Source organism: Sporosarcina sp. Y1011 (assembly GCF_057669885.1).
Map to the genome: position 1 here is coordinate 387,440 of NZ_JBYHFP010000001.1, position 25,165 is coordinate 412,604.

Consider the following 25,165-nt stretch of genomic DNA (forward strand, 5'->3'; position numbering starts at 1 on the left):
AGATAAGAAAGAAGGGGGCTAAAAAATGACAACGAAACCTTGGCTAGATTTATATCCTGCCGAAATTTCAAAGACACTCGACTATGAGCGAATTCCTCTACAGGAATTTCTAACAAGGTCCAGTGACAAGTATCCTGATAAAACCGCTATGCATTTTCTAGGCAAAGATGTTTCATTTAAAGAGTTTCATCAATCGGCTTTGAAGTTTGCAAACTATTTGACGACAATTGGAATTAGTAAAGGGGACCGGGTGGCAATTATGTTACCAAACTGCCCGCAAAGTGCAATTGCCTACTATGGTATTTTGTATATCGGCGCAGTCGTTGTTCAAACGAACCCTCTTTACACAGAACGTGAAGTAGCTTATCAGATGACAGATTCCGGAGCAAAAGCCATCATTTCACTCGATATTCTATACCCGAGAATTTCAAAAATTGTTAAGGAAACAGAACTTGAGCATGTCATCATCACAGGAATAAAAGATTACTTACCCTTCCCTAAAAACTTAATTTATCCTTTTATCCAGAAGAAGGAGCATGGCGTCAAAGTGAAAGTTGAACACCGTGGCATGAATCATCTATTCACAGAAATAATGAAATCTGCAAAACCGGATCCCGTCAGTTATACATTTGATTATGATGAGGATATCGCGTTGCTACAATATACGGGCGGAACGACGGGACCGCCAAAAGGTGTCATGTTAACTCATGCTAACCTTATTGCCAATGTGAAGATGTGTGATGCATGGTTGTATAAATGTAAAGAGGGCGAAGAAGTAATAATGGGCATCCTGCCTTTCTTCCATGTTTACGGAATGACAACTGTACTGATTCTTTCTGTGATGCAAGGTAATAAAATGGTCCTCGTACCTAAATTCGATTTCGAAACGGCACTGAAAACAATTGATAAACAGAAGCCGACTCTTTTTCCAGGCGCACCTACTATATACATCGGATTATTGAACCATCCTGATTTAGAAAAATACGACCTATCTTCCATAAAGGCTTGTATAAGCGGTTCCGCTGCCTTGCCGGTCGAAGTTCAAGAAAAATTCGAAAAAATAACCGGTGGAAGGCTTGTTGAAGGGTATGGTCTGACAGAAACCTCACCAGTATCACATGCAAATTTTGTATGGTCGGAAGAACGAATGAAAGGATCAGTCGGTGTTCCTTGGCCGGACACGGATTCCTGCATACTCGGCCCAGATTCAACAGAACCTTTGAATAATGGAGAAATTGGTGAAATTGCAATTAAAGGTCCACAAGTGATGAAGGGATACTGGAACAGACCGGAAGATACAGAGCAGACTTTTCGCGACGGCTGGTTCATGACAGGAGATCTTGGATATATGGATGATCAAGGTTATTTCTATGTTGTTGATCGAAAAAAAGATATAATCATAGCGAGTGGATTTAATATATACCCACGAGAAATTGAAGAGATTCTTTATGAACATGAGGCAGTACAGGAATGTGTCGTTGCTGGTATTCCTGATCCATACAGAGGCGAAACAGTCAAAGCATATATTGTTTTAAAACAAGGTGCTACTGTAACTGAAGAAGAGCTCGATAAGTATTGTAGGGAAAATTTGGCGTCATTTAAAATACCACGACTTTATGAATTCCGAAACGAGCTGCCTAAAACAGCTGTAGGGAAGATATTACGCCGTGCTCTTGTCGATGAAGAGAAAAAGAGGGCTGAGAAGGAATTGCTCCCACTGTAAGGGAATACTTGACACGAAGGTAAATAGCGACTAATATGAAAATATGAATGAATCATCATTCATATTTTCTATTGGTGGTGATTAAGTATGAAACGAGATAAACCGAAATATAATCAAATAGTGAACGCGGCGGTTATTGTAATCGCTGAAAATGGTTACCACCAAGCGCAAGTGTCCAAGATTGCGAAAGAAGCTGGCGTTGCGGACGGAACAATCTATCTCTATTTTAAAAATAAAGAAGATATTCTTATATCCGTCTTTAAAGAGAAAATGGCGATTTTCGTAAACAATGTTGAAATTATTTTGAAACAAGATATCGACACATCCGAAAAATTATTCAGGATGATTGATAATCATTTCCGTGTACTTCATGAAGACCGTCACCTTGCAATTGTAACTCAGCTTGAACTCCGACAATCTAATAAGGAGTTAAGGGTCCGTATTAATGAAGTCTTAAAGGAATATCTAATGCTTCTTGATGCCATTTTGAAAGAGGGAATCGAAAACGGAGCACTAAATACCGGTCTTGATGTCCGGCTTGCAAGACAGATGGTATTCGGAACAATTGATGAAACTATCACTTCATGGGTGATGAATGATCAAAAATATGATTTAATGAAACTATCACCCGAAGTACATAGGCTGATTATGAATGGAATGAAAGCTTAAGAAGGATGGGATGAAATGGAGTTTCTAAACGTTTTAGTTGACGATGGGGTGGCGGTAGTGACAATAAACAGACCGCCTGCGAATGCGCTTTCACGAGCACTTATCCTTGAAGTGGATGCATTTCTCGATAAAGTGGAGCACGACGAATCTGTTAGAGTCATAGTCTTACATGGGGAAGGTAAATTCTTCTCTGCAGGTGCGGATATCAAAGAATTTACATCTGTTACTACAGGTGAAGAATTTTCAAAATTAGCGGCCAGCGGACAAGAAGTTTTTGAACGTCTCGAACAATTCTCGAAACCAGTTATAGCAGCTATTCATGGGGCAGCATTAGGTGGTGGGCTTGAACTGGCAATGGCTTGTCACATTCGATTCGTCACCGAAAGTGCAAAACTTGGATTGCCAGAATTGCAACTGGGACTAATTCCTGGGTTTGCTGGCACACAACGTCTTCCTCGCTACGTCGGCATGCCGAAAGCCGCGGAAATGTTGTTAACGAGTGATCCTATCAGTGGAGTAGAAGCAGCACAATTTGGACTTGCCAATCAAGCCTTCACAGACGAAGAGTTACTTCCGAAATCAATGGAGCTTGCAAAAAAAATTGCCAAGAAAAGTCCTGTTGCGGTCAAGTTTGCACTTCAGATGCTTCAATATTCAAAACCATCTTCTTATTATGAAGGTGTGAAAGCGGAAGCTGATTCATTTGGTAACGTTTTCATCTCTGAAGATGCTAAAGAAGGAATTCAAGCATTCTTGGAAAAACGAGTTCCAGTATTTAAAGGAAAATAACCAAAAAGTTGAGGGGGTATGGAATATGAACATTTATGTTTTAGTTAAACGGACATTTGATACAGAGGAAAAAATTACAATCACAAACGGTAAAATTGCCGAAGACGGTGCGGAGTTTATCATTAACCCATATGATGAATACGCAATTGAAGAAGCCATCCAAGTACGCGACGCAAATGATGGTGAAGTTACTGTTATAACAATTGGTGGAGAAGACGCTGAAAAACAACTTCGTACAGCGCTTGCAATGGGTGCTGATAAAGCAGTGCTTATCAATACTGAGGATGATCTAGATGAAATGGACGAGTTTACATCTGCTAAAATCATCGCTGAGTACTTGAAAGATAAGGAAGCTAATTTGATTCTTGCAGGAAATGTTGCAATCGATGGTGGTTCTGGACAAGTTGGTCCGCGTGTTGCCGAACTTTTGGGCATCAACTGTGTAACGACAATCACGAACCTTGAAATTAGCGGAACTTCAGTCAAAATCATTCGTGATGTTGAGGGGGATTCTGAAACGATTGAAACGTCACTTCCACTCTTAGTGACTGCACAGCAAGGTCTAAATGAACCTCGCTATCCTTCACTTCCAGGAATCATGAAAGCCAAGAAAAAACCGTTAGAAGAGCTTGAGCTTGATGATCTAGATCTTGAGGAAGAAGACGTGGAAGCTAAAACACAAACAATCGAAATTTATCTTCCACCGCAAAAAGCCGCTGGACGTGTTCTAGAAGGCGATGTTGCCGATCAAGTAAAAGAACTTGTTAATCTTCTTAAAACCGAAGCTAAAGTAATCTAATCTGACTTTTAATTGTAATAGGAGGGACTATGGATGTCTAAAAAAGTAGTAGTACTTGGGGAAGCACGAGAAGGGGCATTGCGTAACGTTTCGTTTGAAGCGATTGCAGCTGCTAAAAAGGTATCTGGAGGCGGAGAAGTTGTCGGCATCTTGCTCGGCGATGCAGTACAATCGTTAGCGGAAGAAATGATCCATTATGGAGCGGATCGTGTGATCACTGTTGAGCATCCACATTTGAAACTTTATACTTCCGATGGTTTCAGCCAAGCATTCATGGCTGTTTATGATCAGGAAAAACCGGATGCTGTTGTTTTTGGTCATACGGCTCTTGGAAAAGATCTTTCACCTAAAGTTGCTAGTAAACTAGCATCGGGTTTAATTTCTGATGTAACTGCTATTGAAGGAGAAGGCGATGCGGCAGTATTCATCCGTCCTATCTTCTCCGGTAAAGCATTTGAAAAAGTAAAAAATAAAGATGGATTATTGTTTATAACAGTTCGCCCGAATAACATTGCACCGTTAGAGCATGATGCAAACCGTTCTGGCGAAGTAACAGCGGTACCTGTTGAGGTTACTAATCTACGGACAATCATTTCTGAAGTTATCCGTAAATCGACAGATGGCGTCGACCTTTCGGAAGCGAAAGTTGTTGTTGCAGGGGGGCGCGGTGTGAAAAGTGCAGAAGGCTTTGAACCACTGCAAGAACTCGCATCACTATTAGGCGGAGCAATCGGTGCTTCACGCGGGGCATGTGACGCTGACTACTGTGACTATTCATTACAAATTGGACAAACAGGAAAAGTTGTTACACCGGATCTGTACATCGCTGCAGGAATTTCAGGTGCAATCCAGCATATGGCAGGAATGTCTAACTCAAAAATAATCGTGGCTATCAATAAAGATTCAGAAGCGAATATTTTTAAAGTAGCTGACTACGGTATTGTTGGAGACCTATTTGAGGTTATTCCAATGATGATTGAAGAAATCAAAAAGCTTAAAACGAACTGATTCAAAAGTAAGCGCCCTCATTAGCAGGGCGCTTACTTTTTTTGCAAAGCATATATTTAGGTCGGGATATAGCAGCATGCTATAATACGATCATAGGTTATCTAATAAGAGGAGGAAATACATTATGGCTATTATTCACGCAACTGATCAAAACTTTGAAGAGAACATTAAAGAAGGATTAGTCCTTGTAGACTTTTGGGCACCTTGGTGTGGACCTTGTAAAATGATCGCTCCAGTACTTGAAGAACTAGACGGCGAAATCACAGGGAAAGCAAGTATTGTTAAAGTTGACGTAGACGACAATCAGGAAACAGCTGGTAAATACGGCATTATGTCAATCCCTACATTGGTTCTTTTCAAAGACGGAGAAATCGTCGATAAAGTTGTCGGTTTCAAACCGAAAGAAGCACTTGCAGAATTGATTTCAAAGCACGCTTAATTATTAACATAATTCAGCAACAATGCCTAAGTTACCGATAGAGAGGAATGGAATATAATTTCTTCTCGTCGAGCTGAAGCCTCTGGCGGATGTCGAGGATATTGAATGGAGTCAATCGAGGAAACTCCATTCAATATCTTAGTGTAAACAAATTGAGGCATATTTGAAAGTATAACCGGGTCCCTTCAAAGGCTCCCGGTTTTTTTGGTAGGTGAAATAGATGAATGAACTAATTTCAGAGAAGTTGGCTATATTACCGGAGTTGCCGGGTTGTTATTTAATGAAAGACAGGCAAGGGACAATTATCTATGTCGGCAAGGCAAAAGTGTTGAAAAATCGTGTGCGCAGTTACTTTACGGGAAGCCATGACGGGAAAACACAGCGACTGGTTGGGGAAATTACAGATTTTGAATACATTGTCACATCTTCAAATCTGGAGGCTCTTGTTCTTGAATTGAATCTGATCAAACAGTATGATCCGAAATATAATATCATGCTAAAGGATGATAAAACATATCCGTATTTAAAGTTGACCGCCGAACGACATCCGAAACTAATTATTACAAGACAAGTCAAAAAAGACAAAGGGAAGTATTTTGGTCCATACCCAAATGCATTTGCTGCGGGGGAAACCAAAAAATTACTTGACCGACTCTATCCTTATCGAAAGTGTTTAAAGATGCCGGACCGAGCCTGTTTATATTACCATCTTGGCCAATGCCTCGCCCCGTGCATTAATGAAGTGAGTACTGATACGTACAAAGAAATGGTAGACGATATCAGCCGATTTTTAAACGGCGGTTATAAAAAAGTGAAAAAAGAATTAACAGAGAAAATGTCTGCTGCAGCGGAAAATCTGGAATTTGAACGGGCAAAAGAATATCGTGATCAGATTGCTAATATTGAAGCGGTCATGGAGAAACAAGCGATGACCATGAATGACTTCACGGATCGTGATATTTTCGGATTTGCAGTCGATCACGGCTGGATGTGTGTTCAAGTCTTTTTTGTCCGTCAAGGAAAGTTGATAGAACGGGATGTGTCACTTTTTCCACTTTATCAAGAACCTGAAGAGGAATTGCTGACTTTCATTGGCCAATTTTATGGAAAATCACAACACTTGATTCCCCAGGAAATACTTTTGCCACAAGGAATCGATAATGTAATCATCAGTAGGCTTCTCGATGTCAATGTATTCATTCCACAGCGCGGAAAAAAGAAAGATCTAGTCCAATTGGCAGTCAAAAATGCAGAGATATCATTGTCAGAAAAGTTCCATCTCATTGAACGTCAGGAAATGCGGACAATCGGTGCATGTGAGGAACTTGGCAAAGCGATGAACATCACAGTGCCTTTACGTATTGAAGCATTTGATAACTCACATATGTATGGCGCTGATGCAGTTTCTGCAATGGTTTCATTTGTGGATGGGAAACCGAATCGTAAAGATTACAGAAAATATAAAACGATGACCGCGGCAGCGCACGACGATTATGGTGCAATGCGTGAAGTTGTACGGAGACGTTATATTCGTGTGTTGAAAGATGATTTGCCATTACCAGATCTTATTGTTGTTGATGGGGGTAAAGGTCATATGGAGTCTGTTAGAGAAATCATTGAGGATGAGTTGAATTTATCCATTCCCATTGCGGGACTTGCAAAAGATGAGAAGCACCAAACAGCACAACTCCTTTATGGTAACCCTGTTGAAATGATACCACTTAAGAGGTCGAGTGAAGGATTTTACTTATTGCAAAGAATCCAGGATGAAGTGCATCGGTTTGCAATCACGTTCCACAGACAACGCCGCGAAACGAATTCATTGACGTCAGCACTGGATGGATTGCCGGGAGTTGGGCAAAAACGGAAAACGATGCTATTAAGGCATTTTGAATCCGTGGAAAAGATTCGCTTAGCTACGATTGAACAATTGCAAGAAGCAGGACTACCTGCAGGTGTAGCAAAATCAGTTGAAGCGCATTTTCGCGAGATGGCATTGCGAGAAAAAAAGTAATATGGTAAGGTGAAACCAATGAATTTTTTCACTAATACATTTATATGTAGTGAAGATAGAGGTGCGGTAACCAATAGTAGATCCACGGAAGGCGGCAGCCTAATGAAAGGGATTGAAAGGGGTATTCGCCGAAGCGGATGAATCGTCTGTCACGATTGTCATGCTGGATTTCCATTGAATAAGTGGAGATTTGTCAGGTGTGGAAATACCTGGAGGGCTATCTGGATGGGGCGTCTCTTCGGGGATAGCTCCAATCAGACCGGCTCTCATGCTTTTGAGGGCCGTTTTTGCATTCAGGGGAAAATGGAGGAAAAATCATGGGACGTATTGTAATGAAATTCGGAGGGACATCAGTTGCAAATCCAGAGAGAATTGCACGGGCTGCAACACTTGTTAAAAATGAGGTTAATCGTGGAAACCAAGTGGCTGTCATTGTCTCTGCGATGGGTAAAACAACAGATGAACTTTTAAGGTTGGCAATGGAGATTAATCCCAAAGCAGGACGGCGCGAATTAGATATGCTCCTTGTAACAGGAGAACAAGTAACAGCGTCTTTACTTGCAATGGCGATTACTGCACAAGGGTTAGAAGCACGGTCATACACAGGTTGGCAAGCAGGGGTAACGACAGAGGCTGTTCATGGTAATGCAAGGATTGAACAAGTTAATGCTGACAAAATTCAAACCGCATTAGAATCAGGAGCGGTTGCAGTAATCACTGGTTTCCAAGGTATTGATAATAACGGTGAGCTGACAACACTTGGTCGCGGTGGTTCCGATACGAGTGCCGTCGCAATTGCGATTGCACTCGATGCAGCTAGTTGTGATATTTACACGGACGTCGAAGGGGTATTTACGACGGACCCAAGATTGATCGAACAAGCGACGAAACTTGAGGAAATTTCTTACGATGAAATGTTGGAAATCGCTAACCTTGGCGCGGGTGTGCTTCATCCAAGAGCAGTTGAGTTTGCAAAAAATCATCAAATGCCGCTTCGGGTAAGACCGGCTCATATGGACGGAGTAGGAACAGTTATCAAGGAGGAAATCGATTTGGAGAACAATTTAATTGTACGTGGCATCGCTTTTGAGAGAGAAATTGTACGGATTACAGTGATGTATGAAGTTCCTTATAATGGCTCACTTGCTAACATTTTCACTGCACTCGCGAAACAACATGTAAACGTCGACATCATTGTCCAGACAATTATGGAAGGCGTACAGCCGTCTGTGTCATTTTCCATTAAAAAAGAGGATTTCGCAGAAGCGATAAATGTTTTGGAGACCGAAAAAGAATCGCTCGGTTACAGTCGGGCAGATTTTGAAGTAGGACTGGCGAAAGTTTCAATCGTGGGCAGTGGAATGGTATCGAATCCGGGAGTTGCTGCGCAAATGTTCGACACGCTGAGGAACGCAACCGTTCCCGTGAAAATGGTGAGCACTTCTGAAATCAAAGTCTCCGTAGTCATTCCTGAATCGGATATGGAGAAAGCAGTTGCAACACTTCATGAGCAATTCGGTTTAGATAGAAAGTAAAGTAGAATTAAAAGAAGATGCACCCAATACCGGGGCATCTTCGATTCATGCTTCAATTTTGGTTTTTAAATCCCATTTGACTTGAAAGTGCACCAAACCGTCTTTCATTTCACCGTAGCATTCAGTCAGAAGTCCATTTAATTTTTGGTATTGTTCTGCAATGAAGCCCGCTTCAAGTTGACAAGATCTATTTTGGTTATTTGTCCCAAAATCGTTTTTCATCGAATAAAACGCTTCTTCTTTTTCAGTCTTATCAAGATGAAGTGGACCCCAACCGGCTTCCGTAAAGAAAATAGGTATTTCATCAATGCTGAATATGGGGAATTTTCTGGCCACATCTTTTCCAGCCCAGTACAGAATGTCATCTTCGTGGTTGCCGAGAATACTAGGCAACACGTGGTCCCGTAAAAGTTCATAGCCGAATCGGGTCGGCGTATCGTATGTAATGTTTTCCAATCGAACATGCAACCCTTTCGGTTAAATGATAGAATCAGTAAGTCTAATGGCATAAAAGAGTACTAGATTAAGGCGTGGCAAAAAGCCTGAATCGTCTTGACCTCTTCAAAACTGAGGAGTACAATGGTTATGTCATAATATTGTACCATGAAGAGGTACGCCGTCAACATTTGCTTCGTGTCGAAACGATGGCATACGACGATTGGCGGACTCAGTTAATAAGGGAGGGTAAAAGACTTGTCAAGAGAATCAGATTTCTATTTACGTCGTCTTCATTCGTTGCTCGGAATCATTCCGGTGGGGCTTTTTCTTGTCCAGCATTTGGTCATTAACCATTTTGCGACACGGGGTCCAGAAGCATTCAACACCGCTTCCAATTTCATGGGGAGCTTACCATTCGTTCTGTACCTTGAATGGTTTATCATCTACATTCCACTCATGTTCCACGGATTCTATGGTGTGTACATAGCTTTCACATCGAAAAACAACGTACAACGATACGGTACTTTCCGTAACTGGATGTTTATGCTACAACGCATAACTGGAGTATTCCTAGTTGTGTTCATCGCATGGCATATTTATCAGACTAGAGTTCAAAAAGCATTAGGTGCTGATGTGGACTTTAATATGATGGAAGATATATTGTCGAATCCGTTCATGCTTGCATTCTACATTGCGGGAGTTATTGCGGCAACATTCCACTTGTCAAACGGTATTTGGTCATTCCTAGTAAGCTGGGGATTAACACAATCACCGCGTTCACAAAAAATAGTTACATATATTTCAATTGTCGTTTTCCTAGTTCTCTCTGTAATTGGTGTACAAGCACTACTTGCTTTCATTTAATAAAAAAATTAATTTAGCGAAATACGAGATCCCTATAATTTGAGGAGTGAAACAATAATGGCGAAAAGCAGATTGATTGTTGTCGGCGGAGGTCTTGCAGGCTTGATGGCAACTATCAAAGCAGCTGAAGACGGCACGCCGGTCGACCTGTTCTCAATTGTTCCGGTTAAACGTTCCCACTCAGTATGTGCGCAAGGTGGCATCAACGGCGCAGTGAATACAAAAGGGGAAGGCGATTCGGTTGAAATCCACTTCGATGACTCTGTATATGGAGGAGACTTCCTTGCGAATCAACCCCCTGTACAAGCCATGACGGCCGCGGCACCAGGAATCATTAGTTTGTTGGACCGTATGGGCGTAATGTTCAACCGGACACCTGAAGGACTTTTGGATTTCCGACGCTTCGGAGGTACAATGCACCACCGTACGGCATTTGCGGGAGCAACAACAGGGCAACAGCTTCTATATGCACTTGATGAGCAAGTTCGACGTTTTGAAGTCGATGGACTTGTTCAGAAATATGAACACTGGGAATTCTTAGGTGTTGTACTTGACGAAGAAGGCGTATGCCGCGGTATCAAAGCACAAAACATGAAAACAATGGAAATTAAAGCGTTTAGAGGCGACGCAGTAATTATGGCTACAGGTGGTCCCGGTATCATTTTCGGGAAAACGACAAACTCAGTCATAAATACAGGTTCTGCTGCTTCCATCGTTTATCAACAAGGAGCACAATATGCAAACGGTGAGTTCATTCAAATTCACCCTACAGCGATTCCAGGAGACGACAAACTTCGTCTTATGAGTGAATCTGCACGTGGTGAAGGCGGTCGTATCTGGACTTATAAAGACGGAAAACCTTGGTACTTCCTCGAAGAAAAATATCCGGACTACGGTAACCTTGTACCTCGAGATATTGCAACCCGTGAAATTTTCGACGTTTGTGTTAATCAAAAACTTGGTATTAACGGCGAAAACATGGTGTACTTGGACCTTTCCCATAAGGATCCGAAAGAACTTGATATCAAGCTGGGCGGAATTATTGAAATATACGAGAAATTTACAGGCGACGATCCGCGTAAACTTCCGATGAAAATCTTCCCGGCAGTCCACTATTCAATGGGCGGGTTATGGGTCGATTATGATCAGCAAACAAGTATTCCAGGCCTATTTGCAGCAGGAGAAGTTGATTATTCGCAGCATGGTGCAAACCGTCTTGGCGCAAACTCACTCCTTTCAGCAATATACGGTGGAATGGTCGCAGGACCGAATGCTATCAAATATATGAAGCACTTAAAACGATCTGTAGTGGATCTCCCTTCAACAATCTTTGACGAGGCAGAAAAAGAAGAGCAACAGAAGTGGGATGATACACTTAAAATGAACGGTACTGAAAATGCGTATATCCTTCATAAAGAGCTTGGAGAATGGATGACAGATAACGTTACAGTGGTACGCCACAATGATAAGCTTCAAGCTACGGATGATAAGATCGTCGAGCTTCTAGAACGTTATGAAAACATTAACATTATCGATACACAAAAGTGGTCTAACCAAGGCGCAACATTTACGCGTCAGCTGAAAAACATGCTATACTTAGCTCGAGTCATCACACTTGGAGCGCTGAATCGTAATGAAAGCCGTGGAGCCCATTACAAACCAGAATTCCCAAATCGTGATGATGAGAACTTCCTGAAAACGACGATGGCGAAATTCGATGGACATTCTGCACCAATCTTCCATTACGAAGAAGTCGATGTTTCCTTGATTCCGCCACGTACACGCGATTACTCCGCGAAGAAAGGAGATTGAGATAATTGAGCGAGAACAATACAGCCGTACAGGAACGCGAACAGCAAACAGCTAAGAAAACTGTCCGTTTTGAAATTCAACGCCAGGATACAGCTGATTCGCAACCTTATATGGAAAGTTTTGAAGTAGAATATAGACCGAATATGAACGTTATTTCAGCGTTAATGGAAATTCGTCGTAATCCGGTCAATGCAGAAGGTAAGAACACTACACCAGTTAACTGGGAAATGAGTTGTCTAGAAGAGGTTTGTGGCGCATGTTCGATGGTTATCAACGGACGTCCACGTCAATCTTGTACAGCACTTGTGGACCAATTCACACAACCCATTAAACTTGAACCTATGAAAACATTCCCTGTCGTTCGCGACTTGATTGTTGATAGAGAATTCATGTTTGATTCTTTGAAGAAAATAAAAGCTTGGATTCCGATTGATGGAACTTATGACTTAGGTGAAGGACCACGTATGCCTGAGCGTAAGCGTCAATGGGCATATGAGCTTTCTAAATGTATGACATGTGGTGTATGCCTTGAAGCATGCCCGAACGTCAATGACAATACAAACTTTATGGGACCTGCACTTCTTTCACAAGTCCGTCTGTTCAATTCGCATCCCACAGGTGCAATGAACAAAGACGAGCGTCTAGCTACACTTATGACTGATGGTGGTATTGGAGAATGCGGTAACTCACAAAACTGTGTAGTTGCATGTCCAAAAGGAATTCCTCTTACAACTTCGATTGCTGCAATGAACCGCGCAACGAATGTTCAAATGTTTAAAAACTTCTTTGGAAGTGACCATATGGTAGACTGATTTCAGTCTAATGCTCCGCTAGGCAAGTGCCTAGCGGGGTTTTTTCTTTTTAACCCGAAGCTTCATTTATGTGGGAAAATTTGATAGAATAGAAGAATGAGTATTCATTCATTTTAAAAGAGAAGGGGTTTTTACAGATGAAAGCTGCTTACATAGCGGAATTAACGGAATGGACTTCTGACTTTAAATTCTCCGTTCCGGTTTCTGTCCGATTTTCAGAAACGGATATGTATGGTCATTTAAATAATACAATTCCATTTGTTTATTTTGAACACGCAAGAATTGAATATCTAAAGGAAATTAAGTTGATGAATAATTGGCTTGATCCAGCGGGCGAGACGTTTCCGGTTGTTGCAGACCTGCAATGTGATTTTGTGAAACAAGTATTTTTTGATGAACAGCTTACAATTTTCGTGAAAGCTGCATCCATTGGTAACAGTTCTATAGATATCCACTACATGGCGGAAAATAGTAAAGGGGATATCGTTTTCACAGGACGAGGTTCGATGGTCCAAATTAGCAGAAAAACAGGCAAAGGTGTTCCATGGACTGCTAAAGAAAAATTGCTATTTGACCATTAAATAATCAAGTAGCCGGCACAGCCCGCTCATTCTTCACATATTTTAAAGTGAAAGTGGATAGGAGGGCGCGTCTTGATAGAAAACTCTAAAAACCGTTCTTTGCTCACCGCTAGAGAACGGGAAATATTCAATCTGCTCGTTGATGATCAAACGACAAAAGATATCGCAGGGCGGCTCGGAATCAGCGAAAAGACTGTTCGGAACCATATTTCGAACACGATTCAAAAGCTCGGTGTTTCCGGTAGAGCGCAGGCGGTAATCGAATTATTGCGTTTGGGTGAATTACAGTTGCGTTAAAAGGGTATTCATGACCAAAGACAATAAGAACTTATTTGTCGAAATGCGTATTTAAATTTTGCGCAATTATGTAATGACGCACCTTAAGAATAGCTGTTTGACCTGCATCATGCAGAATTCAAACGGCTATTCTTTTAGTGTTTTTTACCATCACTTTAAAAGGTATTGCCTTACGCGCGGAAAAGGGAGACAATGAGTAGACAGGAATCGTTCTCAGGGGGCTGGTTTATTTGACGGAAAACACCTCACCAAACAATGAATATACAGAAGAAGTAGCGCATATGGAGAAAGAATTGCGGTATGTTGCTGCGATTATTAAACAGCAAGGACGTAGAATCCTTAGCAACTACACAATTACCCCTCCACAATTTGTCGCATTGCAGTGGCTTTTTGAACATGGAGATATGACAATCGGAGATCTTTCGAACAAAATGTTCCTTGCTTTTAGCACTACGACAGATTTGGTTGATCGGATGGAAAAGAACTCCCTTGTAAAGAGAGTTCGTGATACAACCGATCGCCGAGTTGTACGAATTCACTTGCTAAGCGAAGGTGAAAGGGTAATTGAAGAAGTGATTGATAAGCGACGTCATTATCTGAATTCAGTGCTGACAGATTTCGATGAAAAGGAAGTAAAAGTTTTCTCTGATCTGCTGACTAAACTACACCAAGAGATGAAAAAGGATTGAGGGATTACAGTGGAAGCACCAATCGGAGTAATCGATTCCGGCGTTGGCGGACTGACCGTAGTAAAAGAAATTCTTAAACGGCTACCGAATGAACCAATCGTCTACATAGGAGATGATGCACGTTGTCCATATGGGCCACGTCCAACTCAAGAAGTCCAGGTCTTTACAATGGAGATGGCAACGGCGCTGTCAAAAATGGGCATAAAAATGCTTGTAATAGCCTGTAATACAGCCACAGCAGTAGCTCTCGATGAAATACGGGCAAATTTCCCTTTCCCAGTCATTGGTGTAATTGCTCCTGGTGCGCGAGCTGCGGTTAATGCTTCAGAAACGCAAAAAATCGCCGTACTAGGAACTACGGGAACGATTAAAAGTGGAGCCTATGAAAATGCAATTCATGGACTAGCATCGAATGCATCGGTTTATTCACTTGCTTGCCCTGAGTTTGTACCAATTGTTGAAAGTGGTCAATACAACTCGGAAAATGCAGGCGTGATTGTCGAACAAGCACTTCATGAACTTGCAGATATAGACTTTGATGCAGCGATATTGGGCTGTACACATTATCCATTGTTAGAACACCATATAAAAAAAACGTTGCCGGATAATGTGCAAATTATATCTTCCGCGGTGGAAACAGTTTGTGATGTTGAACGAATTCTACTAGCAAATGATATTGAATGTCCATCTGAATACGATTTAGCGCCAGTGTTTTATACAACCGGTGAATCAGATAGTTTCCGTGCAATCGTTATGGATTGGTTATCGATTGAAAACCCAGATGTTAGACATATCGAATTGTGACGAACCCGGAATGTCCTATTTGGGATTACCGGGTTTTTGCCTTTAGCAAATGGGTTATACTAAGATGAAAACGCAAACTTGAAAGATGGAGGCTACACTATATGAGACATGATGGAAGAGCGGCCGATATGATTAGGCCAGTAATAATAGAAACGGATTATTTAATACACCCAGAAGGCTCTGTTCTAATTACAGTTGGAAATACGAAGGTAATTTGTACAGCTTCAATTGAAGAACGGGTTCCACACTTTTTACGAAATAGCGGAAAAGGCTGGGTAACAGCTGAATACTCAATGTTGCCACGTGCCACAGGACAAAGAACGCAACGCGAAGCATCAAAAGGTAAAATCGGTGGACGTACGATGGAAATTCAACGTTTAATTGGACGCGCTCTGCGTGCTATCATTGATCTCGAGGCGCTAGGGGAACGAACGATTTGGATAGACTGTGACGTTATCCAGGCGGATGGTGGTACGCGTACAGCATCGATTACAGGTGCATTTGTCGCGACAGCACTGGCGATATCTAAATTGCATATTGAAAAAGGCTTAGCTAAATTTCCGATTACTGATTACCTTGCAGCAACAAGTGTTGGTAAAACGATTGAAGATGAACTTATTCTAGATCTAGACTATATTGAAGATTCGTCAGCCGCTGTTGATATGAACGTTGTTATGACCGGGGCGGGTGCGTTTGTTGAGCTTCAGGGGACAGGTGAAGAGTCAACATTCACACGCGAAGAAATGAATGGTCTTGTGGAACTTGCCGAAACGGGCATCAACCAATTAATAGACATACAAAAAGAAGCACTCGGTTTAGTTGCTCAGCTAATCAAGTCGAAAGATCATAATGAGTCATGAAAGAAGTCTTGATCGCTACAAATAATAAAGGCAAAGCAAAGGACTTTGAAGCGCTTTTCAAGCCGTTAAAGGTACAAGTTCTTACCCTAAATGATATTGAAGGCAGCATTGATGTCGAAGAGACAGGTGTTACGTTCGAGGAGAATGCAATTTTAAAAGCGGAAACAGTGGCACGTTTGCTTGGTAAAGTTGTCATTGCTGACGATAGCGGACTTGAAATTGATTTTCTAGACGGAGCACCAGGTGTGTACTCAGCTCGATTTGCGGGGCTGGAGAAAAATGATGACGCTAATATAGACAAAGTACTTAATGAGCTAAAAACGGCTTCTGAGGGCGATCGTAGTGCTAGATTCCGCTGTGTGCTCGCGGTGGCTGGACCTGGTTTGAAAACAGAAACATTTTCGGGTAGCTGCGAAGGATTTATCCACACAAGGCGGCAAGGGTCTAATGGTTTCGGTTACGATCCAATCTTTTTCCTGCCGGCATTAAACCGGACGATGGCAGAGTTGTCAGCTGAAGAAAAAAGTGGAATTTCACATCGTGGAGCAGCGCTGGCTCAGTTAAAGTCTAAATTACCTCAATATATGTCTTTCTTAGGAGATTCAATATGAAAATTATAGTCATGAGTGATTCGCATGGAGATAAGGAAACGGTGAAAGCCGTTTCTGCACTACCCGCGGATGCACTATTTCATTGCGGAGACAGCGAACTTGCATTTAATGATCCCGTTTTGCATACAATGCACAAGGTCCGTGGGAATTGTGATCATGATGCTAAGTTTCCTATGTCTTTAATTGTCGAGGTGCGAAGTAAAACCGTATTGCTTGTCCATGGTCATGAGCACAACGTAAACCACTCACTGATGAAGCTTTATTATTATGCAAAAGAGTGTGGAGCGGATATAGTTCTGTTTGGCCATTCACACCTTTATGGTGCCGAGCAAAAAGACGGCATTTTGTTCTTGAATCCGGGAAGCACAATGCAGCCCCGCGGTGGAAAAGTCGCGACGTACGCAGTCGTAGAATGGAATGAAACAATGCAAATATCCTTTAAAAATATGGTGCATGAAACAGTCGATTTCATAGAGTTTAAAAGTATTTAAAAATATTTAAAATTAATGTTGACTTTTGTTTGAAACTTATCTATACTAAAGCTTGTCCTTAAGAAACAAGCAAACACTTAAACGCACGTCTCAGTAGCTCAGCTGGATAGAGCAACGGCCTTCAACAACAATAGGAGCCTTTACGAGGAAAGAGAACTCGTAGAGTGGACGACACCGTATCGGTGAAACCTTAACAGATAATGCTGATGGCAATACCGAGGAAACTTACGATCTTTATTTACATAATCAAGATCAAGGATATTCGAAGGTCCGGTTCAACCGGGGGTAGAAAATCTAAAGTATAATCATATGATTATCGTGAGGTTCCGTAGAGACTAAACGTGTCGCACCTGAAATGGTGAAGTTATAGTCCAGACTACAAACAGTATTTCGCTGGTGGTGAAAACCATAGTGGTAAGCTAAGCCGTCGGTCGGGGGTTCGAATCCCTCCTGGGACATAATTAATGCGCAGTTCAAGCCTTGATGTGATAGGGTTTGAGACAGATTAGGGATTCGGTCAGGGCTTCGGTCACTGGTGCAGAATCCCTTTTTTGTACCCTAACATTTACGTATAATAAGACACGAAATTATCTTCCAATTCAACTGAATGGAGGATTTTTTATTATGACGAAAAAGACAGGATTATTTGATGTGGATTTTGGTCTGAGCGAAATCGAAATTATTCAGCAACAGCCAAAGGAGAAAGTCATTCATTCAAAAAATGTTGAAAGTGCACTTCGTATTATACTTCAACAAATGCTAACAAGTGGTTATAGACCACGTACAATGAAAGACTATGAAACGATTGTTCATGGCTTCTTAAAGTGCACTAATATTGAGTATCTAGATGAAATAAACATAGAGATAATCTATGTATGGCTAGATTCGATGAAGGTATCTAATCAAACGAAGCTAACACGTTTAAAAGCTCTAAAATCGTTCCTCAGCAAATGTTTTAACAATGGTTGGTATAAGACTAAGTTTTGGCATTCCATTAATATTAAGGTAGATAAGAAAGTCAAAAAGGGAGCCAAAGCTAACGATATACAACTTTTATTATCATTGATTGATATGAGTACATTTACAGGTTTAAGAGATGCTACAGCGATTATCACTATGTATAAGACAGGGATTAGAATAAACACTTTGGGACAGTTAGAAGAACGACATATTGACTTTGACAGTAAACTACTTGTGTTAGATGGGACGATATTAAAGAATCATCAAGTGCTTAAACTGCCTATTGATGAAAAATTAATTAGTTTATACAAGATTTTGATTAAGCAAAATTGTAAAATCAGAGCTCATTACAAGACAGCCAATAAAAATATCTTTGTTTCTCGTAAAGGTACATCTCTAAATACTAAATCAACTAATAACGCTATCTCTAAGCAACTTACTAAGTACTCTAAACGGTTCGGACTTGAGAATATCAATGCACACGCCATACGGAGAGGGTACGCTAAGAGTCTATTAGACAAGGGTGCAAGCATTGCGCTAATTTCAAAAGCACTTGGACACTCAGACCTCGCTGTGACTACTCAGTACTTAGATTTAGATGTGGAAGAGGTCGCATCTGATTTAAGGGAATACCTATAATTAGTAACAGTAATATAAATAGATTTAGCAAAGAGGAAGAAATTTAATACTAGCAATGGAAATGCTTGAGTTTAAAGAGTCCTGTCTTTTATTAGATGGGATTCTTTTTGTCTTCTTATGAGTATTTAGCGGAGAAGCATACTTTAAAAGAACAAGATTATTGTGGATGTGCGGGGTACTTATGCCCAATAGAAGACATCCATTGTCACAGAAGCCCTATAGCTATACAATCCCCGCACTCTTATTAATTAAAACACCGTATGAAAGTAAAATAAATACTCTTAATACACCTTAATTGAGATGTTTCCCACGTGCATATTTAGATAAGAAGAATATTGAAGTAATCATAGATAAGTCTTAGGAAGAGTACTAGAGTTTACCGTTTGAACATTGATAATTCATATTAAAAATGATGTCATGGATTATAAGGGGTTTAAAGTGATTATTTAATACTAAAAACAAAGAAATGATTTATGCTCTAAAATAGTGCGTTTTTTACAAACTGTTTTGGATTTATCGCATTTATTTCATATGTTTTCGTTAGATTGGATTCTATTTTTATTTTCTATTGTTTATGATGGCTTGTTGGAGCAGTTACAAATAAGGTGTTTACAGATACATAAAGTTATTAAAAAACAATAAAGTCGTTTATAAATAATAGCCGAGATACTAAAAAAAATAGTGTGGGTTATTACTATTTAAGTTACAATAATAGAAAATGTATCCAATCGTTAAAGCGAATTTCGGTTACCGAATCTTCAACTAAAGGGGCAGAATAGTTCAACAAGAATAAAGGTTATTTGTAGAAGTGAGAGATTGAGTGCAAGATAGAAAAGTAATTCCTATGTTACTAAATAGCTATACTTAATATGTTTATTGAACTACTCAACTAAAAAAGATGTAATCACCAAAAGGAGGAAATAAAATGGAACATTATACATCTATTTCAAAATCAAGTGATGAAGATAACTGTGTATCATTTAATTGCCCTCACTGTCACGAACGGTTTAAGTTAGAAATGAATGAGTTTGAATCATTTGAAGGCGATATAATGTATTGTCCAAGTTGTGGCTTAAATGATGAAATTAATGCATTTTGCTCTGATGATTTAATAGAATCAGCAGAAATTGAAGCGATGAATCTAGTTAAAAATCATTTAAACGATATGTTTAAAGGATTAAGTAAAAAAAGTTCTAAAAATGTTCGTATAAAGACCACACCATTAAAAAAAACAGTTCACCAACCTTGTACGAAAAAGATGACCTTGAACTATTTAAGACGAACTGCTGTGATAGGGTTATTAAAATAAATCCAATTTCGTATTCAATAAAACCATATTGCCCTTATTGCGGAGGTGTTTCATAACTATGATTATTGACCATAAAGCCTTTAACATTACTAGCTTGAAATTTAGAGACGTTTCATCTACTTTATTAAACGCTACAAATGATGTAGAGGCTGATAGAACTTTAAAGAAGTTTTTACATTTTATTAATAACGAGCCTTTAGTTTATGATTTTATTGCGAAACATAATAAAACATCCTTTGACATAAAAGAACTAGTGAAAAATGTGGGTTTTAATACCAAATTCGAGATTCCGCTTGATGACAGCGAAGAAGTGGCTTTTATTTATCAACTTCTACAATATGTTAGCGATAACAATATTAGATATTCATCAGTTACATTTGGATATGGAACGTCAAATAAATCTCGCGATATGATTCGAGAATTCAGCCGGGAAGTTACTCAAATTCTATATAGTCGTATAAATAGGTATTTAAGGGAGCTGGAAATCGAAATGGGATTAAACGAAAAGCAAGGTGGTATTGTAATTAATCAAGGTCCAAATGGACAATTAATTATGGCTAAACACGGAGATGTACAAGCAACTCAAAATAACACTGCAACTAGCAATGATGAATTACTAGGAATTATTCAAACAATTATTGCAGAATTAAAGGCGAATCCAATTGGTGAAGTTGAACTACAAGAAGATATTTTAGATGATTTAACGGATATTGCTGACACCACGCAAAATGGGGAACAACCCAGAAAAAGTTTGATACGTAGAACTTTGGAGAAACTCAAATTTGTTAATGAACTTTCAGCAGAAGGTACAACACTTGCTCTTAATGCTCAACGTTTAATTTCTTATCTGGGGCAACTACAAATTCCTATGTAATAAATATTTGTAATATTTAATAAAAAAGATGGTTGTTTTCGTAAGTATTGTTGCTCTTCATGCGTGAATTTACATGGAAATATTTATATTGATAGAATAAATATGGAGAGGGGTGATTTTTTTGGATTGGCTATCAATGTTGGGTCTCGGAATTATTTTATTAGCGGTTGTGCTAATAGGTCTTTTATTATCCTCGTTAGCTAAACAAGGCGATGAAAGAAAGCAACTTATAAAAGCAAAAACTATGTCCCAAACATTTGCTATTGTAATCGGGTTATTGCTTTTCAAGAGTGGAAAATTCGTGTATATGGAGATTTGGAAAGGACAGGAAGCAGAAGGGATGAATCCATTTTCTTTTCTAGTGACTATTTCTATCTTGTACCTTGTTATACTCCAATTTAACAAAAAGAAGCATGGATTTTGATTATTATGGAAAATAATGTACAATAATTATTTATTCTCTCAACAGTTGGAAATTTGAAAGCCACACGCCGTCGAAATGTATGGTCAAAAAAGCAACAATCTATACGAAAACAGCCAAAAAGATTAATCATTTAAAATAAATTTTGATTAAAAATTCTGTGTTATGTTAATATGCAGGATTTTTTTATGCCACAATCGAGCGCGATTGTTGAATAAGCGTCACTTTTCTTCTTCAACTAACGGAGCAGTTTACTTGGAAAAGGAATCTCGTTAGAATGGGTTCAAAAAAAATCTATAAAAGAGGTAAAGAAATGTTTGCTTATAAGTATAAAAGGTTAATGGAGGATTTTATAAATGAAATAATTACTGTTGAAGATTTTGAACGTGACTATCTATATACATTTAAAAACGAGACAGAAAGAATGGGTAACACGCTATTCGAAATCTTAAACGGAGTTTTTGAAGCAGTTGATTGTTATTGGCACGAATGTCTTCCTGGACAAGAAACTGCCTTTGAAATTTCCGAACAACAACTAAGAAAAGAAGTAAGTGATGCATGGGTTAAATTAAATAGTTTATTGAATAACCCTTAAAATTTTGTTGAACTAACGGGTACTTTACTTCAATAAGGGGATATGGAAAAATTTCCTGATGAAATATACTAAATATAAAAGTATCCATAAAGGATAATAGCCATCGAATAGGGGTAGTCACCTTTGAATTATGTAAAATTTTGTACTTATCAATTCATTTTATTTTCAGCACTTTTTGTTATCAACATTCCCATTGATAACTACATAGGTAAACCATTTACTTCTGTTGATTTAATAGCAATATGTATAAACTTACTTATCATAATCATCGTTTATCCGGTAGTAATTAAAGTATATAGACAATTCGAGAGTATTAGGATACGAAATAAGATATTAATTTCAATACCAACTTTTATATTATCCATCTTTTTTATAGGGTTACTGGGGCAATTCTTTTAGTGTTCTTTTTAAACTAACGGGTAGCTTTACTTCAAGAAGGATTAAAGCCTTTTTTCTTATTGAACTAAAGAAGCAGGTTAGTTGAATATCAAAAGCCTGCATTAGAGATAGAAAACTAGGAATAGGTGATAAACATGAAAACAAAAACATTACCCTTAAAAGTCGGACTCATTCTCTTGAGTGTCTTTCAAGTCTATACAATCTTGACTAGATGGGGCGAGGACACGCGAGGAACAATCATTGCCGGCGTAATTCTAGTAGGGTGTATATTATTGCTGATGACAGACGTGTTTTTTAGAAGAGACAATCGAAATAACCATGCTAAATAAAAAGAAGGTTCTTCACATTGTATAAAATGTACACTAGGTTGTACTTCAACTAATGGGTGCATCAGTTCAACAAGTGGTTGCCTGTTAGGGTGGCTTTTTCTTATTGAACTAACGGGGCGTTTAGTTGAGTAATGATAGCTAAAAATGAGGAATGAAACGTGGATTTCTGAAGCCTATACATAAAATTTATAGATAAGGGGGAATGAGTTTGAAAAAATTTATACCTTTGGTTATTGTGGCGTTATTTACACAACTACTTGCAATTATTATCTGGGGTGAATACGTTTGGTTAAGTAAACTTGCTGTGGGTTCAGTAGGAGGAACACCATTAGAACATATCCAACCAGCTTTATGGTTCGTTTTTGTTACAGAAATCATATTAGTCATATTATTAGCTATTTATTTTAAGAAAAATGAGTGATTTTCTACTTCAACTAACGGGGCAGGTTAGCTGAAGAAGGTAAAAATTACTCATAAACAAATTTGGATTTTACTGAGATACTTAATGAAAAGTTAAGGTATTGAAAATCAGTGGGGTGTAAAATGAAGAAAAATATTTTAACTTATATCATTTATGTACTGTTTGTAGTAGGCACAATTACTACATTATTCATTGTATATAAGGACATTGATAGTTCTTTTTCTCTTGCATTTGTAATCGGCTATATCATTTTTCTTTTTCTCTCTTTTTTTTATTTCATGATTGCGGTAATTATCAATATGAGAAAATTAAAATGGATTGAAATAAGAAAAAGACTGTATAAATTTATTGCTTATTTTGTTTTTTTAAGTGGGTTTACTTATATTGCTGACTATATCTTTAAATCATTAGAGTTTGATTTGTATAACATAGTTTCTACCTCCCTAGGTTTATCTCTTGGACTTGTTTTTCTGGACCTAGTTTTTTTAAAGAGAAAAACGGCTAAAATGCTGGTGTGATTTTGATTCTTATTAAACTAACGGGTGCTTAGTTCAAGTAAAGGAACTCAAAGAGTTCCCTTTTGTGTTGCAAAAAACCAGTAAATATAACCCCGTTTATATTCACTACACCTTATTTAACTAACGAAGCAGGTTAGTTGAATTAGGAACAGAAATATATTAAGAAATAATGATAAAATACAGCACACTATAAATTGATTGAGGTGTTCCATCTGATAAACGAACGAAAGCCCACTGTGAAGATTGATGTAACAAATATTAAATCTTCAACAGAATTACATTTGCTATTAAAAGATATGCTTGGTTTCCCCAATTTTTACGGTGAAAATTGGGATGCTTTTTGGGATGCAATTACAGGACTTGTTGAACTACCAATGCAAATCCAATTCGTTGGATGGGGATTCTTAGAAAGAAACTTACCATTTGATGCAAAAATAATGAAAGAATGTCTAAGTGATTTCAATGAAGAGATTTATCTAGCAAAATGTGATTTCTTATTCAACTAACGGGTGCTTTACTTCAAGAAGGAGTAAAGCCTTTTTACTTATTGAACTAGATTAGGTTATCAAGTATATAAGGGATAACAAAAATTATGAATGACTTAAAATATAGAAATGATAGCGAAAGGTGGAATAGTTATGTTAGAAATATTTCATTTATATATAACTTCATTCGAACAAGAAAGACTGATTAGAATATATCTACCTAAAAATTACACCAAGGAAAATCAGAGTTACCCAGTGTTGTATATGCACGATGGGCAAAATGTTTTTCAGGATAATGATGCAATTGGTGGCACGTCTTTAAAACTTGAAAATTATTTAGATGAAAATGAATTGGAAGTTATCGTTGTCGGAATAGACCAAAATAGAGAAGAAAGAATAAATGAATATTGTCCTTGGATAAGCGGGGAATATAGCAAGAAAATATTAGGTAAGGAAAGTTTAGCTGGTGGAAAAGGGATACAATATGTAGATTTTATAGTAAATGAACTAAAGCCATTCATAGACAATAAATATCGTACATTAAAAAACCGTACTGCAATGGCGGGAATTTCCTTAGGAGGACTTATTTCCACTTACGCTATGTGTCGTTATCCTCAAGTTTTCAGAAGCGTAGCGGTTTTATCTTCAGCTTTTTATCGTAACCAGAAGGAAATTGAAAAGTTAATACAGTGTTCTGATTTGTCACTAATTGAAAGTTTATACTTAGACTGCGGAACTAAGGAAGCTGGAGATGAAGAAATAATAAATAAGGAATTTTTAGCTTCAAATAAAGTCATTTATGAAATCTTAAAAGAAAAAATACCAAATGCAAAGTTTGAAATTGTTAAAGATGCGGAACATAACTATTTGTCTTTTAGAGAAAGAGTCCCTGAATTATTTACATTTTTAACGTCAGTAAAATAGAAATAGTCCCTTAAAAGTAATCATAATACTTATCATCTTGTTCAACTAACGGGGCA

29 protein-coding genes and 1 riboswitch are annotated in these 25,165 nt (G+C 38.7%); of the genes, 28 read left to right on the forward strand and 1 reads right to left on the reverse strand.

The annotated features are described in order from the left end of the window. Positions 1 to 25 precede the first annotated feature (25 nt). The 8 genes from AC25Y5_RS01920 (at position 26) to AC25Y5_RS01955 (ending at position 8,976) form a co-directional block, all read left to right on the forward strand. Positions 26 to 1,723, forward strand: coding sequence for a long-chain-fatty-acid--CoA ligase (locus AC25Y5_RS01920; protein WP_488138830.1), 1,698 nt, complete (start codon positions 26 to 28; stop codon positions 1,721 to 1,723). A gap of 87 nt (positions 1,724 to 1,810) precedes the next feature. Then, a complete protein-coding gene (gene fadR, locus AC25Y5_RS01925; RefSeq protein WP_488138831.1) occupies positions 1,811 to 2,392 on the forward strand; it encodes a fatty acid metabolism transcriptional regulator FadR in 582 nt (193 codons plus the stop codon). 15 nt (positions 2,393 to 2,407) lie between these two features. After that, entirely contained in the window at positions 2,408 to 3,181 is a 774-nt protein-coding gene (locus tag AC25Y5_RS01930; RefSeq protein ID WP_488138832.1) for an enoyl-CoA hydratase, read from the forward strand. Positions 3,182 to 3,206: 25 nt separating this feature from the next. Further along, positions 3,207 to 3,980 carry an electron transfer flavoprotein subunit beta/FixA family protein gene (locus AC25Y5_RS01935; protein WP_488138833.1) on the forward strand — a complete coding sequence of 258 codons (774 nt, stop codon included), beginning with the start codon at positions 3,207 to 3,209 and terminating at the stop codon, positions 3,978 to 3,980. A 33-nt stretch (positions 3,981 to 4,013) separates the two neighbouring features. After that, complete coding sequence (locus AC25Y5_RS01940; protein WP_488138834.1) at positions 4,014 to 4,988, forward strand: electron transfer flavoprotein subunit alpha/FixB family protein; 975 nt, start codon at positions 4,014 to 4,016, stop codon at positions 4,986 to 4,988. A gap of 124 nt (positions 4,989 to 5,112) precedes the next feature. Then, on the forward strand, positions 5,113 to 5,427 hold the full coding sequence (gene trxA, locus AC25Y5_RS01945; protein ID WP_488138835.1) for a thioredoxin: 315 nt from the start codon (positions 5,113 to 5,115) through the stop codon (positions 5,425 to 5,427). A gap of 220 nt (positions 5,428 to 5,647) precedes the next feature. Continuing rightward, on the forward strand, positions 5,648 to 7,441 hold the full coding sequence (gene uvrC, locus AC25Y5_RS01950; protein ID WP_488138836.1) for an excinuclease ABC subunit UvrC: 1,794 nt from the start codon (positions 5,648 to 5,650) through the stop codon (positions 7,439 to 7,441). Positions 7,442 to 7,489: 48 nt separating this feature from the next. Beyond that, a riboswitch (Lysine riboswitch) is annotated at positions 7,490 to 7,669 on the forward strand. Positions 7,670 to 7,758: 89 nt separating this feature from the next. Continuing rightward, entirely contained in the window at positions 7,759 to 8,976 is a 1,218-nt protein-coding gene (locus AC25Y5_RS01955) for an aspartate kinase (protein ID WP_482099702.1), read from the forward strand. A 45-nt stretch (positions 8,977 to 9,021) separates the two neighbouring features. Here the strand turns inward: AC25Y5_RS01955 and AC25Y5_RS01960 are convergent, their stop codons facing one another. Next, the gene (locus AC25Y5_RS01960; protein ID WP_488138837.1) at positions 9,022 to 9,432 is read right to left on the reverse strand and encodes a YslB family protein; all 411 of its coding nucleotides are present in this window, start codon (positions 9,430 to 9,432) and stop codon (positions 9,022 to 9,024) included. A 237-nt stretch (positions 9,433 to 9,669) separates the two neighbouring features. Between AC25Y5_RS01960 and AC25Y5_RS01965 the strand changes: the two genes are divergently transcribed. The 20 genes from AC25Y5_RS01965 to AC25Y5_RS02060 all read left to right on the forward strand — a co-directional run bounded on the left by AC25Y5_RS01965 (position 9,670) and on the right by AC25Y5_RS02060 (position 25,109). Next, entirely contained in the window at positions 9,670 to 10,278 is a 609-nt protein-coding gene (locus AC25Y5_RS01965) for a succinate dehydrogenase cytochrome b558 subunit (RefSeq protein WP_482099700.1), read from the forward strand. Positions 10,279 to 10,335: 57 nt separating this feature from the next. After that, positions 10,336 to 12,090 (forward strand): succinate dehydrogenase flavoprotein subunit, encoded by a 1,755-nt coding sequence (gene sdhA / locus AC25Y5_RS01970; protein WP_488138838.1) that lies wholly within the window; start codon positions 10,336 to 10,338, stop codon positions 12,088 to 12,090. 5 nt (positions 12,091 to 12,095) lie between these two features. Continuing rightward, entirely contained in the window at positions 12,096 to 12,902 is an 807-nt protein-coding gene (sdhB, locus tag AC25Y5_RS01975; RefSeq protein WP_482099698.1) for a succinate dehydrogenase iron-sulfur subunit, read from the forward strand. 137 nt (positions 12,903 to 13,039) lie between these two features. Then, positions 13,040 to 13,483: an acyl-CoA thioesterase gene (locus tag AC25Y5_RS01980; RefSeq protein ID WP_488138839.1), complete on the forward strand. Its 444-nt coding sequence runs from the start codon at positions 13,040 to 13,042 to the stop codon at positions 13,481 to 13,483. 75 nt (positions 13,484 to 13,558) lie between these two features. Next, entirely contained in the window at positions 13,559 to 13,780 is a 222-nt protein-coding gene (locus tag AC25Y5_RS01985; protein ID WP_482100101.1) for a helix-turn-helix domain-containing protein, read from the forward strand. A gap of 281 nt (positions 13,781 to 14,061) precedes the next feature. Next, positions 14,062 to 14,469 carry a MarR family winged helix-turn-helix transcriptional regulator gene (locus AC25Y5_RS01990; protein ID WP_488138924.1) on the forward strand — a complete coding sequence of 136 codons (408 nt, stop codon included), beginning with the start codon at positions 14,062 to 14,064 and terminating at the stop codon, positions 14,467 to 14,469. 9 nt (positions 14,470 to 14,478) lie between these two features. Then, positions 14,479 to 15,273, forward strand: a complete 795-nt coding sequence (gene racE / locus AC25Y5_RS01995) for a glutamate racemase (RefSeq protein ID WP_488138840.1) — start codon at positions 14,479 to 14,481, stop codon at positions 15,271 to 15,273. A 101-nt stretch (positions 15,274 to 15,374) separates the two neighbouring features. Next, entirely contained in the window at positions 15,375 to 16,133 is a 759-nt protein-coding gene (rph, locus tag AC25Y5_RS02000) for a ribonuclease PH (protein WP_488138841.1), read from the forward strand. Then, positions 16,130 to 16,744, forward strand: coding sequence for an XTP/dITP diphosphatase (locus AC25Y5_RS02005; protein ID WP_488138842.1), 615 nt, complete (start codon positions 16,130 to 16,132; stop codon positions 16,742 to 16,744). The genes rph and AC25Y5_RS02005 overlap by 4 nt, the downstream gene beginning before the upstream one ends. Continuing rightward, on the forward strand, positions 16,741 to 17,235 hold the full coding sequence (locus AC25Y5_RS02010; protein WP_488138843.1) for a metallophosphoesterase: 495 nt from the start codon (positions 16,741 to 16,743) through the stop codon (positions 17,233 to 17,235). The genes AC25Y5_RS02005 and AC25Y5_RS02010 overlap by 4 nt, the downstream gene beginning before the upstream one ends. A 624-nt stretch (positions 17,236 to 17,859) precedes the next feature. Beyond that, on the forward strand, positions 17,860 to 18,834 hold the full coding sequence (locus AC25Y5_RS02015; RefSeq protein WP_488138844.1) for a tyrosine-type recombinase/integrase: 975 nt from the start codon (positions 17,860 to 17,862) through the stop codon (positions 18,832 to 18,834). A 925-nt stretch (positions 18,835 to 19,759) separates the two neighbouring features. After that, positions 19,760 to 20,143 (forward strand): hypothetical protein, encoded by a 384-nt coding sequence (locus tag AC25Y5_RS02020; RefSeq protein ID WP_488138845.1) that lies wholly within the window; start codon positions 19,760 to 19,762, stop codon positions 20,141 to 20,143. Between the two features lie 58 nt (positions 20,144 to 20,201). After that, positions 20,202 to 21,017 (forward strand): hypothetical protein, encoded by an 816-nt coding sequence (locus tag AC25Y5_RS02025; RefSeq protein ID WP_488138846.1) that lies wholly within the window; start codon positions 20,202 to 20,204, stop codon positions 21,015 to 21,017. A gap of 121 nt (positions 21,018 to 21,138) precedes the next feature. Further along, entirely contained in the window at positions 21,139 to 21,441 is a 303-nt protein-coding gene (locus tag AC25Y5_RS02030; RefSeq protein WP_488138847.1) for a hypothetical protein, read from the forward strand. Positions 21,442 to 21,715: 274 nt separating this feature from the next. Further along, a complete protein-coding gene (locus AC25Y5_RS02035; protein ID WP_488138848.1) occupies positions 21,716 to 22,033 on the forward strand; it encodes a colicin immunity domain-containing protein in 318 nt (105 codons plus the stop codon). Between the two features lie 533 nt (positions 22,034 to 22,566). After that, complete coding sequence (locus tag AC25Y5_RS02040; RefSeq protein ID WP_488138849.1) at positions 22,567 to 22,761, forward strand: hypothetical protein; 195 nt, start codon at positions 22,567 to 22,569, stop codon at positions 22,759 to 22,761. A gap of 208 nt (positions 22,762 to 22,969) precedes the next feature. Beyond that, positions 22,970 to 23,182 (forward strand): hypothetical protein, encoded by a 213-nt coding sequence (locus AC25Y5_RS02045; RefSeq protein WP_488138850.1) that lies wholly within the window; start codon positions 22,970 to 22,972, stop codon positions 23,180 to 23,182. A 122-nt stretch (positions 23,183 to 23,304) separates the two neighbouring features. Then, positions 23,305 to 23,700, forward strand: coding sequence for a hypothetical protein (locus AC25Y5_RS02050; RefSeq protein ID WP_488138851.1), 396 nt, complete (start codon positions 23,305 to 23,307; stop codon positions 23,698 to 23,700). A gap of 212 nt (positions 23,701 to 23,912) precedes the next feature. Further along, on the forward strand, positions 23,913 to 24,206 hold the full coding sequence (locus AC25Y5_RS02055; protein ID WP_488138925.1) for a barstar family protein: 294 nt from the start codon (positions 23,913 to 23,915) through the stop codon (positions 24,204 to 24,206). A 132-nt stretch (positions 24,207 to 24,338) separates the two neighbouring features. Beyond that, entirely contained in the window at positions 24,339 to 25,109 is a 771-nt protein-coding gene (locus AC25Y5_RS02060; protein WP_488138852.1) for an alpha/beta hydrolase, read from the forward strand. Positions 25,110 to 25,165 lie beyond the last annotated feature (56 nt).

Bases quoted from the DNA above. Each gene is read 5' to 3' on its own strand.
- AC25Y5_RS02060 (WP_488138852.1), top strand. From the start codon at position 24,339: ATGTTAGAAATATTTCATTTATATATAACTTCATTCGAACAAGAAAGA.
- AC25Y5_RS01935 (WP_488138833.1), top strand. From the start codon at position 3,207: ATGAACATTTATGTTTTAGTTAAACGGACATTTGATACAGAGGAAAAA.
- fadR (WP_488138831.1), top strand. From the start codon at position 1,811: ATGAAACGAGATAAACCGAAATATAATCAAATAGTGAACGCGGCGGTT.
- AC25Y5_RS01990 (WP_488138924.1), top strand. From the start codon at position 14,062: ATGGAGAAAGAATTGCGGTATGTTGCTGCGATTATTAAACAGCAAGGA.
- rph (WP_488138841.1), top strand. From the start codon at position 15,375: ATGAGACATGATGGAAGAGCGGCCGATATGATTAGGCCAGTAATAATA.
- sdhA (WP_488138838.1), top strand. From the start codon at position 10,336: ATGGCGAAAAGCAGATTGATTGTTGTCGGCGGAGGTCTTGCAGGCTTG.
- AC25Y5_RS02010 (WP_488138843.1), top strand. From the start codon at position 16,741: ATGAAAATTATAGTCATGAGTGATTCGCATGGAGATAAGGAAACGGTG.
- AC25Y5_RS02015 (WP_488138844.1), top strand. From the start codon at position 17,860: ATGACGAAAAAGACAGGATTATTTGATGTGGATTTTGGTCTGAGCGAA.
- uvrC (WP_488138836.1), top strand. From the start codon at position 5,648: ATGAATGAACTAATTTCAGAGAAGTTGGCTATATTACCGGAGTTGCCG.
- AC25Y5_RS01940 (WP_488138834.1), top strand. From the start codon at position 4,014: ATGTCTAAAAAAGTAGTAGTACTTGGGGAAGCACGAGAAGGGGCATTG.
- AC25Y5_RS02025 (WP_488138846.1), top strand. From the start codon at position 20,202: ATGATTATTGACCATAAAGCCTTTAACATTACTAGCTTGAAATTTAGA.
- AC25Y5_RS01980 (WP_488138839.1), top strand. From the start codon at position 13,040: ATGAAAGCTGCTTACATAGCGGAATTAACGGAATGGACTTCTGACTTT.
- AC25Y5_RS01920 (WP_488138830.1), top strand. From the start codon at position 26: ATGACAACGAAACCTTGGCTAGATTTATATCCTGCCGAAATTTCAAAG.
- AC25Y5_RS01955 (WP_482099702.1), top strand. From the start codon at position 7,759: ATGGGACGTATTGTAATGAAATTCGGAGGGACATCAGTTGCAAATCCA.
- trxA (WP_488138835.1), top strand. From the start codon at position 5,113: ATGGCTATTATTCACGCAACTGATCAAAACTTTGAAGAGAACATTAAA.
- AC25Y5_RS02040 (WP_488138849.1), top strand. From the start codon at position 22,567: ATGAAAACAAAAACATTACCCTTAAAAGTCGGACTCATTCTCTTGAGT.
- AC25Y5_RS02005 (WP_488138842.1), top strand. From the start codon at position 16,130: ATGAAAGAAGTCTTGATCGCTACAAATAATAAAGGCAAAGCAAAGGAC.
- AC25Y5_RS01930 (WP_488138832.1), top strand. From the start codon at position 2,408: ATGGAGTTTCTAAACGTTTTAGTTGACGATGGGGTGGCGGTAGTGACA.
- AC25Y5_RS02035 (WP_488138848.1), top strand. From the start codon at position 21,716: ATGGGTTCAAAAAAAATCTATAAAAGAGGTAAAGAAATGTTTGCTTAT.
- AC25Y5_RS02050 (WP_488138851.1), top strand. From the start codon at position 23,305: ATGAAGAAAAATATTTTAACTTATATCATTTATGTACTGTTTGTAGTA.
- AC25Y5_RS02020 (WP_488138845.1), top strand. From the start codon at position 19,760: ATGGAACATTATACATCTATTTCAAAATCAAGTGATGAAGATAACTGT.